At 37.3% G+C, this 17307-nt stretch carries 16 protein-coding genes; 7 read left to right on the top strand and 9 right to left on the bottom strand.

The window, feature by feature from the left end; all coding sequences use genetic code 11:
- The first annotated feature begins 366 nt into the window (after positions 1-366).
- Positions 367-1317: an amidohydrolase family protein gene (locus BQ5321_RS10440; RefSeq protein ID WP_071394436.1), complete on the top strand. Its 951-nt coding sequence runs from the start codon at positions 367-369 to the stop codon at positions 1315-1317.
- 149 nt (positions 1318-1466) lie between these two features.
- Complete coding sequence (locus tag BQ5321_RS10435) at positions 1467-2489, top strand: LLM class flavin-dependent oxidoreductase (protein WP_071394435.1); 1023 nt, start codon at positions 1467-1469, stop codon at positions 2487-2489.
- Between the two features lie 99 nt (positions 2490-2588).
- Here the strand turns inward: BQ5321_RS10435 and BQ5321_RS10430 are convergent, their stop codons facing one another.
- From BQ5321_RS10430 to BQ5321_RS10415, 4 genes are all read right to left on the bottom strand, one after another.
- Positions 2589-3752, bottom strand: a complete 1164-nt coding sequence (locus BQ5321_RS10430; RefSeq protein WP_139187785.1) for a TIGR04053 family radical SAM/SPASM domain-containing protein — start codon at positions 3750-3752, stop codon at positions 2589-2591.
- 187 nt (positions 3753-3939) lie between these two features.
- Positions 3940-4470, bottom strand: a complete 531-nt coding sequence (gene ssuE / locus BQ5321_RS10425) for an NADPH-dependent FMN reductase (protein WP_071394433.1) — start codon at positions 4468-4470, stop codon at positions 3940-3942.
- 89 nt (positions 4471-4559) lie between these two features.
- Positions 4560-5252 (bottom strand): alpha/beta hydrolase, encoded by a 693-nt coding sequence (locus BQ5321_RS10420; protein WP_084786732.1) that lies wholly within the window; start codon positions 5250-5252, stop codon positions 4560-4562.
- Between the two features lie 115 nt (positions 5253-5367).
- Entirely contained in the window at positions 5368-5919 is a 552-nt protein-coding gene (locus BQ5321_RS10415) for a GNAT family N-acetyltransferase (RefSeq protein ID WP_071394431.1), read from the bottom strand.
- Positions 5920-6082: 163 nt separating this feature from the next.
- On the opposite strand from BQ5321_RS10415, the gene BQ5321_RS10410 reads away from it, so the two are divergent.
- The 5 genes from BQ5321_RS10410 to putP all read left to right on the top strand — a co-directional run bounded on the left by BQ5321_RS10410 (position 6083) and on the right by putP (position 10922).
- Positions 6083-6895, top strand: coding sequence for an EcsC family protein (locus BQ5321_RS10410; RefSeq protein WP_071394430.1), 813 nt, complete (start codon positions 6083-6085; stop codon positions 6893-6895).
- Positions 6896-7195: 300 nt separating this feature from the next.
- Complete coding sequence (gene proC, locus BQ5321_RS10405; RefSeq protein ID WP_071394429.1) at positions 7196-8059, top strand: pyrroline-5-carboxylate reductase; 864 nt, start codon at positions 7196-7198, stop codon at positions 8057-8059.
- A gap of 74 nt (positions 8060-8133) precedes the next feature.
- Positions 8134-9258: a glutamate 5-kinase gene (gene proB / locus BQ5321_RS10400; RefSeq protein WP_071394428.1), complete on the top strand. Its 1125-nt coding sequence runs from the start codon at positions 8134-8136 to the stop codon at positions 9256-9258.
- A 49-nt stretch (positions 9259-9307) separates the two neighbouring features.
- Complete coding sequence (locus BQ5321_RS24430) at positions 9308-9460, top strand: hypothetical protein (protein ID WP_187143734.1); 153 nt, start codon at positions 9308-9310, stop codon at positions 9458-9460.
- Positions 9450-10922, top strand: coding sequence for a sodium/proline symporter PutP (putP, locus tag BQ5321_RS10395; protein WP_071394427.1), 1473 nt, complete (start codon positions 9450-9452; stop codon positions 10920-10922). The genes BQ5321_RS24430 and putP overlap by 11 nt, the downstream gene beginning before the upstream one ends.
- Positions 10923-11000: 78 nt before the next feature.
- On the opposite strand, the gene nhaC is transcribed toward putP, so the two are convergent.
- The 5 genes from nhaC to BQ5321_RS10370 all read right to left on the bottom strand — a co-directional run bounded on the left by nhaC (position 11001) and on the right by BQ5321_RS10370 (position 17090).
- Entirely contained in the window at positions 11001-12422 is a 1422-nt protein-coding gene (gene nhaC, locus BQ5321_RS10390; RefSeq protein ID WP_071394426.1) for a Na+/H+ antiporter NhaC, read from the bottom strand.
- A 486-nt stretch (positions 12423-12908) separates the two neighbouring features.
- Positions 12909-13100 (bottom strand): hypothetical protein, encoded by a 192-nt coding sequence (locus tag BQ5321_RS10385; protein WP_071394425.1) that lies wholly within the window; start codon positions 13098-13100, stop codon positions 12909-12911.
- A 287-nt stretch (positions 13101-13387) separates the two neighbouring features.
- Complete coding sequence (locus BQ5321_RS10380) at positions 13388-14836, bottom strand: tryptophanase (RefSeq protein ID WP_071394424.1); 1449 nt, start codon at positions 14834-14836, stop codon at positions 13388-13390.
- A 343-nt stretch (positions 14837-15179) separates the two neighbouring features.
- Entirely contained in the window at positions 15180-16346 is a 1167-nt protein-coding gene (gene trpB, locus BQ5321_RS10375; protein ID WP_071394423.1) for a tryptophan synthase subunit beta, read from the bottom strand.
- Positions 16347-16751: 405 nt separating this feature from the next.
- Positions 16752-17090 (bottom strand): hypothetical protein, encoded by a 339-nt coding sequence (locus BQ5321_RS10370; RefSeq protein ID WP_071394422.1) that lies wholly within the window; start codon positions 17088-17090, stop codon positions 16752-16754.
- Positions 17091-17307 lie beyond the last annotated feature (217 nt).

Below are 17307 nucleotides of genomic sequence, written 5' to 3'. Positions count from 1 at the left end.
ATAATTTTGAATTTATTACAAAATAAATACATTCTTTTTTATTTTGATTTTTCTAGCATAATCATCGTTTTTCATTAATCCCTATTAATTCGTGTATAAATAGCTATAATTTCAATCAATTTGACGCTATCTATATGAAATTCTACTTGTTTTTAAAATTTTTAGAATATTTGCTTTTCAAAATATTGTTTTTGGTGTATAGTTTTATCTATAAGAAAAGATATCTTTCCACTACAATTAAATAAAAAAAGTGTCTGTTAAATATACAAAATATTTTTTATTTTCTTAAGTTTTTTTGTAATTTTAAACAACGCTTCTAACCTCTTTCAAAACATCTTAAATTCTTTATAAGGAGTGGATTCACACATGCACGATTTTCATACTCATTACATCCCTAGTGAAGTACTAGAATGGATAAACAATAACAGTGATACGATTAATGCTCGTTGGGTCGTTAAAGAAGATTCGATAGAAGAATCCCTCGTGATTAAGGAAAAAACCCGAATCCAATTGAAAAAAAACTTAGTTAATTTTGATGCCTTTATACAAGGTCAAGAAAATGTAGGTGTAAGTCATTCGATGCTCTCGCCAGTTCCACAGCTTTTTCTGTATGACTTTCCTGTCGATGTGAGCACAGAGCTTTCGAGAATTTACAACCAAGCATTGGCTCAATTGGCGGCTAAGCATCCAGGAAAGCTTTCAGCTTTGGGCACAGTTCCTTTGGCAAACCCTGTTAAAGCAGCACAGGTATTAAAGGAAGCAGTTCAACTTGGCTTAAAGGGTGTGATGATTGGACCTGGAGTAAGAAATCAGATGTTGACTGATCCTTTCTTTAAAGCATTCTTTGAAGAAGCAAACCGATTAAAAGCTATTCTATACATACACCCGTTAGCCAACAATGACCCTAGATTAAAGCGAAGAATGATGCCGAATCTAATTGGAGAACCATGGGATATAACCGTTTGTGCCACTGATTTAGTTTTAAGCGGTTTCGCAGATAAATATCCAGATGTAAAAATTGTATTTGCCTACGGTGGAGGCTTCCTTCCATACCAAATCGGACGATTAGATAAAGGCTATGAACAATGGGAGGTTGTGTCAGCCAATTTACAAGCACCACCTTCTGAATATGTAAAACGCTTTTGGTATGATGCAGTATTAGGCAGTCAGGAAAGCATTGAGCTTCTCATCAAAACAGTTGGTGAAGACCGTGTTATCCCAGGTTCAGATGCTAATGTATCCCTTTGGGAAAGCGCTTTAAATATAAGTGATAAAGGCGTTCATTCGCTATTAGCTGAGTCTGTAAACATAAAATAACCCTATCATCCCCCAAAAAGATTCTTTCCTAATATCTTTTTTGGGGGTGTTTTTTTACCTGGCAGGACGTTTCAATAGATTGAAATATTATGAGAATATTTGATATAATTTGTAACAATATGAACACAACATAGAAAAGAGATGAAAGTATGGAAAATCAAGCTCGCAAAAAGTTAAGGGACTTAACCTATTCTGTTTTAGATTTAGTTCCTGTGTTAAAGGGCGGCACTGCAGGAGACTCTATTAAAAACACAGTCGATATTGCTCAGCATACAGAAAAATGGGGATATAAACGATACTGGCTGGCTGAACACCACAATAATCCTGGAATTTCCAGCTCTGCTACTCCTGTATTAATCGGCCATGTTGCCGCAAATACTTCTAAGATCCGCGTTGGTTCAGGTGGGGTTATGCTACCAAACCACTCTTCTCTTGTTGTGGCAGAGCAGTTTGGAACACTTGAATCTATGTTCCCTAACCGAATTGATCTTGGATTAGGACGCGCCCCAGGCACCGATCAGCTGACTGCACAAGCACTGAGGAGAGATTATCGAAGTGATGGTCAGGATTTCCCAGAGCAATTAGCCGAATTACGTGAATACTTTCAGCCAAATAAAGACGAGAAGGAACTAAAGGTTCGAGCGATTCCCGGACTCGGATTACAAATTCCAATCTGGTTGTTGGGTTCAAGTGGTTTTAGTGCACAGCTAGCTGGCTTATTGGGTTTACCGTTTTCTTTTGCCAGTCATTTTTCTCCAGAAAATACTTTGCCTGCTCTTGCCCTATATCGAAATAGCTTCCAGCCATCAAAGGACTTAGACAAACCCTATTCCATGGTATGTGTAAATGTAATTGCTGCAGATACTGACGAGGAAGCACAAAGACTTGCCACTACGTTACAGCAGTATCACTTAAATATTATTCGAAATACTCGCGGTCCTCTGGAACCACCCGTCGATCATATCGATAGTATTTGTAACAGCTATGAAAAAGCCTACCTTGAGCAGAAGCTTGCCAAATCTATTATCGGTGGACCTGAAACCGTAAAGTTACAGCTAGAACGATTTATAGAGGAAACACAGGCTGATGAGATAATGGTCAATAGTCAAATATACGATCATCCTGCACGATTACGTTCATTCAAGATTATTTCAGATATTCTTAATGAATAGCAATAAAAAAACGGAGTACATTGTAAAGGCACTAAGATAAGCCTCCCCTACAATGTACTCTATTCATACCCAATAAAAAACGGTATGTAATGAATTTTTTTAAATCTTATGCTCTTTACTTCTGAGTATCTCCGGTATATAGACACAGAAGGGTTCACTTTCCATATAATCACCTGTTACCGCATAAGCTCTTGATCTAGACCCGCCGCAAATATTCCTGTATTCACATACACCACATTTTCCCTTGTAAAGGTCAGGCTGCCTTAATTCTTTAAATACTTTTGCTTCTCGATAGATTTCGGCAAGTGGTGTCTCCCTTACATTACCAGCTTTTATTGGTAACAAGCCGCTTGGCATAACATCACCAATATGAGATATAAAGGCAAATCCGTTCCCATCATTGACCCCTTTCGGAGCCCGCTTTAAGCCATCATTTCTTGAAGCCATATCGGTCGTAATCGTATCTTCATAATGAATTTCGCCCTTATCGATTTTATGCTCACGCATCTTTTGCTGTAGAACTACACGGCGATAGGCTTGTGCCGCGGTTGTTTTAATATCGTATGGAGCCGTTTTGCTTAATTCATACAACCAACGAAATACCTGTTCATGCTCTGCAGGACTAATACAGGCACCTATTTGTCCCCTTCCAGTTGGAACCAGCAGAAAGATGTACCACATTACCGCTTTTAACTCCGCAACTAATTTAGCCATTTCCTCTAAATGATCATAATTATAGCGTGAAATAACGGTGTTGATTTGGACAGGCATTTTCAATTCATTTAAATATTTTATTTTTTCAATTGTCAGTTCAAATGAACCAGGGGTACCGCGAAATTGATCATGAATTTCAGCGGTCGGTGCATCAAGACTAAAGCCCCATCTAGCAAGTCCAACCTTCTTTGCCCGTTCCATTTTTTCTTTTGTCACATTTTCCGTTGCGCTTGGCGTCATAGAAACCCGCATACCTTTATTGATGGCATATTGTGCCAGTTCAAATAAATCCTCTCTCAGCATACAATCTCCGCCTGTAAAAACAAGCATTGGATTATTCATTTCATAGATTTCATCAATTAACTTAAGCCCTTCATCGTGAGTTAATTCCCTAGGATCCGGCGTTAGCTGCGCGTCAGCCCGACAGTGAACGCATTTCAGCTGACAAGCTCGAGTGACCTCCCAGATCACAATAAAAGGGTTTTCATTATAATCAATTTTTTTGCCGTGCATATGTGCATGTGGATGATGTATATTATTTACCATCATTAATCACCAGTCTTTTCATTATTATGTTAGTCTATTTCTTCATTTTAAATGAAGAGTTTACATCTTCATGTAACTTATGTCACTCTGAAGCTGCCGTAATAACGAATCGGTTCACAGTATGAAAAAGGGAACAGACTTTTAAGTGTCTGTTCCCTTTTATGGAAAAAGAAGTAGCAATTCTAATCCACTATTTCATAATATTTTTACATAGTTTCTCCACAGATACCGTTAAACGATTATTAACTTCTGTATCTATTATGACTTTCCCATCATCAGCCCATCGCGCTTCTGAATCATGGATAAATACACCTGCTTCAATTTGATTAGCACCTAAGACGGATAGAACAGGTTTAAGCGCATATTCCATCATAAGTAAATGTGCCTTTGTTCCACCCATAATAATAGGAAGTAATAGCTTATTTTCTAAGCCTTTTTCCGGAATTAAATCTAGAAATGCTTTTAGTATCCCTGTATAGGATGCCTTATAGATTGGTGTTGCTATAACTACCGCATCGGCCTTAGATATTTGTTGGTTAGCTGCTTGTATAACCGGACTATTCCAATTTGCATGTAGCAAATCCTCGGCTGGCATATCAACCACATCAATATGATGAACGTCTAATCCTAGCTCCTTTATTTGTTCTGAAACATAGTCAACGACACCATGTAAACGGGATGGTTTCGTTGGAGTCCCTGTGATTATGACAACCTTCTTCAAGAAAATCTCTCCTTATTATAACAATCTTATCCCAGATAACACTACAAACGAATTGCTATCCTTATATCATATTAATCCTACATGGTAGGTTACTCTTTGGAAACCAATTTGCCTGATTTACTTTCCGGACTGCTTATCTTTTCTAATTCATGACGAAGCCATGCCACTACATCATACTGGTTATTTTTTGTTATTTTATGTTCCGTTGGATAAATCGTATATTTAACCGATTCTGCCTTATCACGGAAGTAATTATAGTTAGCCTGTCCCACATTCAATGGAAAAATAGGATCATTTTCTCCCTGACACAGAAACACATTCAAATGATCAATGGGTTTTAAAGGGTATTCAAATTTGATAAATTCCGGAATATAACCGTTCATTGGGATAATCCCTTTTACCTTTTCTCCTAATATTAGGGCAAGACTCATACTGAGGATAGCACCTTGACTAAACCCCATCAGATATACTTTAGTTTGATCAATTGGATATTTTCCGATGGAATAGTCAATATATTCCTTAAGCTTCTCAATCGAGCTGTCAAATTGATCGCGTTCCGGATTGCCATACCCCTTTAAGTAATAATAGGCATAGCCTTTTTCATACGGTAAATCCCCTCGTACCCCAATGATAATAAAATCCTCCTGCAGTTCACTAACTGCCTTCATTAGAAACTGTTCATCAAATCCTATTCCATGCAACGCAATGATAACCGGATATTTTCTTCCGTTTTCCATTTTCTCTGGTAAAGTAATACTATATTCATAGGGACTATTCATCATGACTTCCTCCTCTATATGAAAAATTAATTGTTACATTGATTTTCCCCTGACAAAAAAAGCCTTACAATACTAATTATTCCATAAATTTAGACAAAACTCCTTTTATTTGAGCTTTTTATTTGAAGATTTTACTTTGAAAATCCTTTTGTAGGATAGAATACAACATAGCATCTATAAAACCCTCCTTCGTCTTTTCAGATTCACGAAGAAGCCCTTCATAGTAAAATCCCAATTTTTCTAATAGTTTTTTTGAACGTGCATTTTCTGGGGCGACCTTTGCCTCAATTCTGTTCAAATTCAACTCCTGAAATCCATATTGCAGTAAAATAGTTACTGCTTCACTCGCAAACCCTTTTCCCCAATACTCTTTCCCTAAATCATAGCCAATCTCTGCTTTCTCATTATCATAATCGAAATAATTAAAGCCGCAGCTGCCGACGATCGTATCATTCTGCCCCGTCATGATAGTATATCGATTCGCTTGTTTTTTGGCTGCTAGCTTATTTAATAAATCAATCATCGTAATCGCTTCGTCGACATTTGTAAACGTTTCAATATTCATATAGCGGGTTACATCCGGATCTGACCAGAACAAAAACAATGCTGGAGCATGCTTTCGTTCGGTTTGGACAAGCTTAATCCTGCCTGCTTGTAATTGTGATTTCACAGGTTATCCTCCATTCATCATGAAAAAAGAAAATATAAATACAACAACTTTCATTTTACCTATATTTATTCCATTATTACCTAATTAAAGATTAAAAACATAATGAAACTTTCCATTTAATATTACGTATACTAGATATTCTATTCAAAAGGAGTAATTGTAGGTGACTGAAACGAAAGAATGGTTAACAGAAGAGCTGACAAAAGTGGAGGTTTGGGAAAAAGACCAAAGTGATTTATGGTTCTGGGAAAGGCTTGGAAGACTGCCTTTTAAGTTGATTGATAAATGGACACCAGCCATTATTCAAGAAAAAATGGGTGTGATGATAGATGAATTGGGTCAATACGTTCAAACAGGTGGTAGCTATCTAAGCTCGGTGTCATCTCTATCCTCCTATTATCCGGACCAATCGATACAATCTTTAGAGGATACAGCCAAACTTCCTATTACTACCATGGATCAGGCAGTCGAAAAACTATCAATCAGCAGAAAAAAACTGGCAGCTATACAAGGTGCCAGCACAGGGATTGGTGGGATATTCACTTTAACCATCGATATCCCCCTCCTACTCGGTTTGCAATTAAAAACACTGCAGGATATTGCCATTTGTTATGGCTATAATCCTTACGAAAAGGAAGAGCGTTTATTTATTGTTAAATGCCTTCAGTTTGTATCTGCAGACATTGTTGGTAAGAACGCTATCCTTGTACAATTATCCAAATTTGATGATAAGGATGTATCGGTAAAACGCGAGGTGTTATCAGAGCTCCAGGGCTGGCGGGAAGTCGTTTTTACTTTTAGAGATCAACTAGGTTGGAAAAAGCTATTTCAAATGATTCCCCTAGCCGGACTCATTTTTGGTGCCTTTATCAATCGCTCGGCTATAAATGATGTCGCTGAAGCAGGTATGATGCTATACCGAAAGAGAAAAATCATCGACAGACTTTCCACTATTCAAACCACAAAAGAGTCTTGATTTCCTTAGCAGGAACCAAGACTCTTTTGTCATTTATCACCATACAAAAAGGACAAGCCAAATGATGAAGAACGGGATAATTCACAAATTCTAACCTTGATATTCAGTGCTGAGAAGTGAAAATCAGCCTTGAGAGCGGATTATGTTTAGCTAACAGTACGTCTCTTCACATATCCTCACTAATTGAATCAAATACTCATAACTTTCTTAAAATTCCTTGATAATGTTTTTTTTGATTGATAGTATAAGAGCATTGAAAGAAAACAAGAACAAAAATACGAACACAACGGGAGAGGTTACATGTTAGAAAACAAAAGAATCGCTTTTATCGGAGCAGGATCGATGGCAGAAGCGATGATAGCAGGAATCGTTCAATCCGGAAAGATTCCAGCAAATCAAATTATTGTTTCAAATCGTAGTAATAGAGAACGTCTTATACAGCTTGAAGAAGCTTACGGAATAAATGGAGTTACAAGTGATGAACTACAACACTGTCAAATGGATATGATTATCCTCGCTATGAAACCAAAGGATGCAGAAACAGCTCTACAATCAATTCGTGACTTCATACAACCACATCACATCATTCTATCTGTTTTAGCTGGAATTACAACCTCATTCATTGAAAATTTTTTCCCAACAGGTCAACAGGTGATTCGTGTCATGCCGAATACCTCCAGTATGATTAGAGAATCTGCAACAGGCATATCTTCCGGAAAGTACACTCTTGATGAAAATATGGTGATAGCCGAGAAATTGCTGGAAAGCATAGGAAAAGTATACCGTATTCCAGAAGATAAGATGGATATTTTTACCGGTCTTGCAGGAAGTGGACCTGCCTATTTCTATTACTTAATGGAACATATGGAAAAACAGGCTGCAAATGACGGCTTATCCGAAGCTACTGCTCGTGAAATTATCGCCCAAACCATCCTAGGTGCAGCCAAAATGATACAGAATACAAAGGAAACACCGACTGTATTAAGAAAAAAAGTTACTTCACCCAATGGAACAACTGCTGCAGGACTACAGGCCTTGCACATTCATGGTGCAGGAACGGCTATTGAAATGGCTATTTCAGAAGCAGCTGAGCGTTCACACGAAATAACGACACAACTAGTTAAAATACGAATACCGACAAAGCAAAATGTGCCATTAGATTAAAGTGTTTATCGATTCATGAGTTATAACGCTTCAACATGGAGCTTATTTATAAAAATTTGTACAGGGGTGATTAGATGACCTCGAACACAGAGCTTCAGAGGATCGTCATAAAAATAGGCAGTAGTTCGTTAACCAGCCGTCATGGTGAAATAAGCCATAAAAAACTAGAAAAATTAGCTGATGAAATAGTGAAATTAAAGGATCTTGGTTATGAGGTCGTACTTGTATCCTCGGGCGCTATCGCAGCTGGATACCGTCGGCTAGGATGTCTAAAACGGCCACAATCATTGCCAGAAAAACAGGCAGCTGCCTCTATTGGCCAAGGTCTCTTGATGGAATCATATTCGAAGTTATTTCTATCAAACGGCTATGTTGCATCACAGATCTTAATTACAAGAAGTGACTTCCTTGATGAGGATCGTTACAAAAACATGCGAAACACATTAAATGTTCTCTTAGAACGCGGCATTATCCCAATCGTAAATGAAAATGATACCGTGACAATTGATCGTTTAAAATTCGGTGATAATGATACACTCTCAGCGAAAGTAGCTGGACTCATTGATGCAGACCAACTAGTCATACTCTCCGATATTGATGGACTATATGATGCAGACCCCAGTAAGCATCTACACGCAGCCTTGGTGGAGCATGTAAATGAAATTACACCTGAAATTGAAGCAACTGCAGGTGGTTCAGGTAGCTCGGTTGGCACCGGCGGCATGAAGTCGAAAATCGAAGCAGTTAAAATTGCGATGGCATCAGGCATCACAACTTTCTTAGGAAATGCAAGCAAAAAAAATATTGTCGTTGATGCTGTTAATAGAAAAGCAAGAGGAACCTACTTTACAGCTGAAGCGCCTTCAATCAATTTAAATCAACGAAAAAAATGGATTGCTTTTCATTCGCGTCCTGCAGGTGAAATTATTATTAACCATCAGGCAAAGTCACGTATCCTGGAGGAGCATAAAAGCCTATTACCGTCAGGTATCCAATATATAAACGGTCAATTTGAAAAAGGTGCTGTTATCCGAATTAAGGATGAGACAGGTTATGAGCTAGGGTGTGGAGTTGTTAATTATTCCAATGAAGAATTACTTCAACTGCAAACACATGAAACAGATTCTTCCTTTGGTCAACCGTATGTAATGGATATTAGTCAATTTGTATGTCATTTAGATGTCCCCATCACCGTTTAGTGTCTATTTTTAATCATATAATATCTTATGCTTTAAAGGAGGTGATAAAATGGAAGAGTTTGGCTTAACAGCTGCAACATGGGCTTGGTTACTTATTCCCATGCCAATATTAATTATTCTCAGTGTTATTACCTATTTTTCTGAGAAAAAGAGTTCAAACTTTACAGTAGAAAAGGAGAGGGTTAACCAAAATGGATATTAATGTCCCTACGTTAATTTCAATCATCATTTATCTAATCGGAATGCTGGTTATTGGAATTATTGCGGCAAGAAAAACAAAAGATTTATCTGATTATGTCCTTGGCGGACGTCAGCTAGGCGGTGGAGTTGCAGCACTCAGTGCTGGTGCTTCTGATATGAGCGGCTGGCTGTTATTGGGACTGCCAGGAGCTATGTATATAGGCGGTATGAGTGAAATCTGGCTTCCTATCGGTCTTGCAGTTGGAGCCTATTTAAACTGGCAATTTGTTGCGAAGCCATTGCGTGTTTACACAGAAGTGGCAAATGACTCGATTACTGTCCCAGACTATTTTGAAAATCGTTTTGGTGACAATTCTAAAATTCTCCGCGTTGTATCAGCCATCGTAATACTTCTATTTTTTACATTCTACACATCTTCTAGTCTAGTAGGCGGAGCAATACTATTGGAAAACTCCTTTGGCATGGACTATGAGCTTGCACTTTGGATCGGAGCAGCTGTCATTCTATCCTATACTTTATTTGGCGGCTTTCTGGCAGCAAGCTGGACTGATTTTATTCAAGGAATCTTAATGTTTCTCGCTTTAATTATTGTTCCTGCTGTAGCAATTTATGAGTTAGGTGGCTGGAATGAAACGGTGCAAATGATTGGAAATATTGATACCTCTCACTTGAATGTCTATTCCGGAGCAACGGCTATTGGCGTGATTTCACTATTAGCATGGGGGTTAGGTTATTTCGGTCAGCCACATATTATCGTTCGATTTATGGGAATAAAATCCACTAGTGAAATTCCTAAGGCTCGTTTAATTGGGATGGCTTGGATGATTCTTTCATTATTTGGTGCAATCTTTGTTGGTTTCGCTGGTATCTCCTACTTTGCTGATTCACCATTAGAAAACTCCGAAACAGTTTTTATTATGTTTTCTCAGGTATTATTTAACCCTTGGGTAGCAGGCTTTTTACTTGCAGCCATTCTTTCAGCAATCATGAGTACGGTTGACTCACAGCTGCTCGTTTCTTCAAGTGCTTTAGCTAATGATTTCTACAAGTCAATATTTAAAAAGGACGCTTCCAAGAAGGAAGAAATGATTGTTGGCAGAATTGCTGTTTTTGGTATCGCAATCATTGCGATTCTATTAGGCTATAGTCCTGATAGTAAAGTTCTTGAACTTGTCAGCTATGCATGGGCAGGCTTTGGAGCAGCCTTCGGTCCTGTCATCGTTCTTAGCTTGTTTTGGAAACGGATGACTCGAAACGGTGCTATTGCAGGGATTGTAGTTGGCGCTCTAACTGTTATTATTTGGGCACAGCTGACAGGAGGAATGTTCGATATTTACGAGTTAGCCCCTGGCTTCTTATTTGGTGTCTTGGCAATCATTATCGTCAGCTTGATTGATAAGGTTCCTTCAACAGCGGTTCAAGAGAAATTCGATACGTATAAAACTATTTTAAAAGAAAACTAACTATGAAAAAAGTGAAGGCGAAATTCGCCTTCACTTTTTTAAAATTATAGATATCAATTACCATTATCTTTTATTAAATTATACCGCTTTAGATATTTCATCCTCACCTGGTTTAGTTGTTGCGATTTTCGCAATGGTAAAGCCAGTGATAGCAAAAATGATTGAGATGACAGGAGTAATCCAGTTTAAGATGGCATATGGAGCATATTCAAATGCATGAACTCCAAGTGTTCCAAAAATAAACACACCACATGTATTCCAAGGAACGAATACAGATGTTAACGTACCGCCGTCACCTAATGCACGAGATAGGTTCTTTGAATGCAGCCCTTTTTCCTTATAGGCATTGGCATACATACGTGCGGGTACAACGACTGAAATATATTGCTCAGAGCAAGTAACATTTGTAGCAAAGCATGTAAGAATCGTTGAAGTAATAAGTCCCTTTGCTGTTTTTGCAAGCTTTAAAATTTTATCAACAATTGCTTGTAGCATTCCTGCATGCTCCAGAATTCCGCCAAATGTCATGGCAACAATCGTCATTGAAACCGTATACATCATTGAGTCCAAACCACCACGATTGAAAAGATTATCAACCATTTCATTTCCTGTATCAATCACAAAGCCACTTTGAAGCGCAGCTACTGCATCTGTAATATTTCCACCTTGAACAAACACGTGGCATAAGAATCCTAAAACAACTCCGACGAATAAGGCAGGAAGTGCCGGTACCTTTTTGGCAACCAAGCCAATAACAATTGCTGGTACTAATAGTAACCATGGTGAAATAACAAAGCTTTCTTCTAGTACGCGCATCGTTTGACTGATACTTCCACTATCCATTTGCGATCCGGCAAATTGTCTACCGATAAAAAAGTAAACCACAACAGCAACTAACCAGGCTGGAACTGTTGTATAAAGACTGTTTTTAATATGTTCAAATAAATCTGTTTCAGTTAAACCAGCTGCAAGCGTTGTATTATCTGATAACGGTGAGATTTTATCTCCAAAATATGCACCTGAAATGATTGCCCCAGCAATCATTGGAGCAGGAATTCCCATACTTAATCCAATACCCATTCCGGCAACCCCTACTGTTGCCATTGTAGACCAAGAACTACCGATTGCTAAACAAACCACTGTACAAATGATGCAAATCGCAGATAAGAAAAATGCAGGTGTAATCACCTTTAATCCATAATAAATCATCGTAGCTACAATACCGCCACCAATCCATGCTCCAATGATAAGACCAACCAGCATAATGATAGCCACTGCAGGTAGTGCAAGTCGAATCCCTTTGTACATGGATTCTTCTATGTGATCCCATTTATATCCGGATCTCCAAGCCACTAAACCAGCTGCGACTGTACCAATTAATAAAGGAATATGCGGGCCTTGCTCTAGAACAACAATTGAAATTACCATGGCAATTATCATGATGATTAATGGAAGTATGGCAACTCCAAATTTCATTTGTGGTACTTTTTGTTCAGTCATCGAAATCCCTCCGCGTTTTCGTCTAGTTGTACTACTACTACTTTTTTGTTATACTAATATATTAATTTTTTCATAACCAAAAAAGCTTTATAACTTACACTAGGAATATAGCATGTTATTGAAAGCGCTGTCAAAGAGTAATTTTATTGAATTTATGATACTGATAGATATAAATGTAAAAAAGCCTATTCTTTAGCGGTTATATTATATTGTGAAAACTTTATGAATTGATTTGTGAAATAGTGTACATATATTGCGTAAGCAAAACTTCTTTTGCCTTGGTTCCCTAGTTTTTTATGATACGATTCAATATGCGTGAAGTATAGGGAACAAACAGACAAAAGACTTATGGGAAATATCTTGATGGAGGAAAGCAAGTAAGTTTTTGGGGGGTTAAAACGCAAGACTCCGGAGAATCACAGTTTACGACTGCTATAATTACAGACTAAAAAAAGAAGAAATTATTTAATGTTATGGCTTAACTTATTAACAGTAGGACTTATTACGCAGCTCTCTCTTTTCTACTGCTGGAATTGGACTAAAATAAAACAACCGATATACTGCCTTGTCCTCACAAAATTCACAGTAATTTTGCTCCTCAGATGTCAGTTTTTCAATGTGAGGTGCTGAGATTTCCTTTAAACCATCAGTCACGTGATTTCTACATACTAAAATCATTTCGAACCCTCCAATTATTTTATTAATATAATAATTTACAATTTGGATTAATAGAAAAAATTTTGTTATTTTATAACAAAACAAGAAAAATCGATATAGAAAACGAGTTATTATGCTCTAATTTTATCAAAATCAGGTATTTACCGTCAATTAAATTTTCAAAATATTTAAAATAGTTAACAACATTGAGATAGTGTTAAGTATTTTAAAAAAATTTATATTGAAAAAAAGCCAAGGTTTATCCCCTGACTTTTTCATTAATGAACTATATAAAGATGACTATATCTTTATAGACTATCACCAAAATCTTCTCTAAATTTTGCTACTAATTTATCTTGCCAATCAGATGTCGTTGCTAATTTACCAAAGAAGAAACGCAATACACTTGGTTCTTCTACAAACTTTAAACCGCCAATCAGATGTCGATTTTCATAGAGCCAGCCAATTCGATCAATAGCATAGTTTACTTGTGATAATGTATAAACACGTCTTGGCATAGCTAAGCGAACGAGCTCCATATTGGAGAATGTTTCATTACCGTCTTCGTCCCTTTGCTCAGACAGCGTACCCCTTTCCATGCCACGCACTCCGCTTACAATATAAAGTGCCGCAGCCAGTGCGCCTGCAGGATATTCATTTTGTGGGATATGATCTACAAATTCCATTGCGTTAATATGGCAGCCTAGACCTCCTGGTGGTGTTACGACCGGCACACCTTTCTTCTGTAGTTCTTCTGCCATATAGGCGATAAATTGTGGTCCCTGATTGATCATTTCTTCGTCCATTGTTTCATCCAATCCAACAACAATGGCTTCCATTTCACGAACAGACATACCTCCATAGGTTAGGAATCCTTCATATAGAGTAATATACTCACGCATCTTCATGTAAATGTCCTCATTATTTGTACAAATACCACCACCTCGTGCACAGCCTAGTTTGCGTGCGGAGAAATAGATGATATCAGAAAGGTCTGCCATTTCACGTGTAATTTCGCGAATACTCTTGTCTTTACAGTCTTCTTCACGTGTCTTAATAAAATGAAGATTGTCCGCTAACAAACTCGCATCTAGAACCAGCATAATCCCATACCCATCACAAATTTTACGAACCTCACGCATGTTTTCAAGTGCAAATGGCTGTCCGCCAATTAAATTAGTACCAGCCTCAAGACGTACAAAGGGAATATTTTCTTTACCATTTGTTTCAATAACATCTATTAATTTTGCAATGTCCATATTCCCCTTGAACGGGTCATCACTTGTAATTTTCAGGGCCTCATCTTTAAAAAGCTCTTCTACACGACCACCATTTATGACAATATGTGATTTTGTCGTTGTAAAGTGATAATTCATTGGAACGACAGAATCTTTTCTTACATATGTTTTGGATAATATGTTCTCACAGGCCCTTCCCTGGTGGGCAGGAAGAAAATATTTCTTACCAAAAATTTCTTCAATCTTGTTTTCTAACTTTGTAAAGGTACTGGAACCTGCATAGGAGTCATCTGCTTCCATCATTGCAGCCTGCTGTTTATCACTCATCGCATTAACTCCACTGTCTGTCAACATATCCATGAATACATCTTTGTTTTTTAATAAGAAAGTATTATTACCAGCGTCTGTAATCGCTTCTAAACGTTGTTCGACAGGAGGTAAATTTAGCTTTTGCACAATACGTACTTTATGCATCTCCAACGGTATATCATTACCATAATAAAACTTAATCTTTGACATTGCTTCCCACTCCTATTAATTGATTAATCCGAAATAAGATTAATGGACTATCACTATATTAAATTTATTAATCGTACATGATGCTTAATCTATACATTTAACACCATACTGCGTTAAAGCGTTTGTGTAAAAAACTCTAATTAAAATATTACTATATTTTTAAAATTTTTGGAAGAGTTTGGCGAAAAAATATATCGAAATATAGCGAAAATTGTAGAAATTACTATCTTCAATATCTCTATAGTGCTTTAAAGGGTTGGGGGACTGTCCCCCAACCCTTTAAAGCACTAAAAAACGCCTATCGTCGATAGGCGTTTACGTTTATATCTTACTATTTTTTGGCTTATTTGTTTAGCATTTTATAAACTTGATCAACGTCTTTATCTCCACGTCCAGATAGGTTTATAACGATAACGTCATCTTTAGATAGTTCTTTAGCCAGCATGATTCCGTGCGCTACAGCGTGGGAACTTTCTAATGCTGGAATGATTCCTTCTACTTTTGATAATGTTTGGAAGGCTTCTAATGCTTCCTGCCCCGTAACCGTAACATATTCAGCTCTTCCACTCTTCTTTAAGTAGCTGTGCTCCGGACCAACACCAGGATAATCTAATCCTGCTGCAACGGAGAATACTGGTTTTGGCTTTTCATTCTCATCTAGTAACGTATAGCTCTTAAATCCGTGAAGAACAGCCGGCACTCCCTCAGACATAGTTGGCGCTTCAGCTGGCTCTGCACCAATCAAACGAACTTCTTTATCCTCAAGGTAATTCACAAACGATCCAATTGCATTGCTGCCTCCACCTGTACAGGCAACAACTGCAGTCGGTAATTTGCCTTCCTTTTCCAGAATTTGTTGTTTAGACTCTTTACTGATTATAGATTGAAAATGCTTTACAATTGTCGGATAAGGATGTGGACCAACAGCAGACCCAATTAAGTAAAAAGTATTTTCGTAGTTTTCTACTAGGTCATTTAGAGCTTCATCAACAGCATCCTTTAATCTGCCTTGTCCTTTATCAACAGGAACAACCTTTGCACCAAGTAGCTCCATACGGAATACGTTAAGCGCCTGACGTTCTGTATCTACCTTTCCCATATAAATGACACATTCAAGACCAAACATCGCACATGCTGTTGCGGTTGCTACTCCATGCTGCCCTGCTCCAGTTTCGGCAATCACTCGTGTTGCTCCCATTTTTTTTGCCAATAATATTTGTCCAAGTGCATTGTTAATTTTATGTGATCCTGTATGATTTAAATCTTCACGCTTTAAATAAATCTTTGCGCCGCCGATTTTCTTCGTTAAATTTTCCGCAAAAGTTAATGGATTTTCACGGCCTACATATTCTTTCAAATAATAATCTAATTCCTGTTGAAACTCCTCATCATCTTTATACCTTAAAAACTGTTCTTCAATAATATCCATTACTTTTTGAAGGTCCTCTGGAATAAAACTTCCACCAAACTCACCAAAATATCCCTTATTCTCTACGCTAATGCTTGCCATACTCAACTCGACTCCTTTTAGATAACTAAATTTCTAGACTAATCAAATTCGCCCGTCGAATTTGCGTCCGGATTACCTGAGCTCGCTCGATAAACTACCTTAAAAAAATCCGCGACATCCGCCGGAGGCTTAACTTCATTCAGTCGGGGTTTGAACCCCAACTGAATCGAAGTACTATTTGCATTCATCCCCCACTTGTAGAAGTGGAGGACTTCTGCTGAATGAAGTTAAAATAATTAACAATTACATTATAGCGGTAAATTATCTATATTCCAAATATTTTTTATTCAAAATCAAATAGTATGATCCGATAAAAAACCACTTTCTGAAAAGAAAGTGGTTTTAATATGCACACGAACCATCATGGCACACAAAATGTAAGCGCTTAATCAATCGATCTAATGATTACAAAATATAATGCCGGCTTTTCTTTTCATCACTGTAAAGCTTTCGACATACAGCTATTTTTTGTTTTTTCAAAACAGAGATAGTTGACTTTAATATTTCATTATCTGGTTCCTGTCGTAATTGACGATAGAGGTCGATAAGCTCTGTATTAATCTTTCGATGCTCTAACCAAAGGTTATGAATCCTTAATACAGGATCTTCTTTTGCTTTATTTTCCTCATAATGGTTAAGTACTTCCATTATCTCCTGCTGCCATTCTTTATCTCCCATTTGTCCTGCAAGGAGGAACAAATCTAAATAATCATCAATTTCTAAATTTACCTTATTTGCATTCATGGTATTTTCCCCTTTCATATACAAAAATGATCTTCTAAAGAAGAGAACTATTTTTGTATAAAAGAGATCTCTTCTTATCCTTCCAAAGAAGGTTTCTATTAGATTTCTGCCATCCACAGCATCTACACAAACTAAGCTATTAACCTATTATTAAGACAGTCCTTAATCTATTTTCTTATTTGTAAAAGCGCTTTCATTTTTATTAATCTTATTATAA

It is taken from the genome of Bacillus tuaregi, from assembly GCF_900104575.1.
Lineage (GTDB): Bacteria > Bacillota > Bacilli > Bacillales > Cytobacillaceae > Bacillus_BD > Bacillus_BD tuaregi.
The sequence above is the reverse complement of the archived record's forward strand: the minus strand, read 5'-3'. Positions and strand labels throughout refer to the sequence as shown.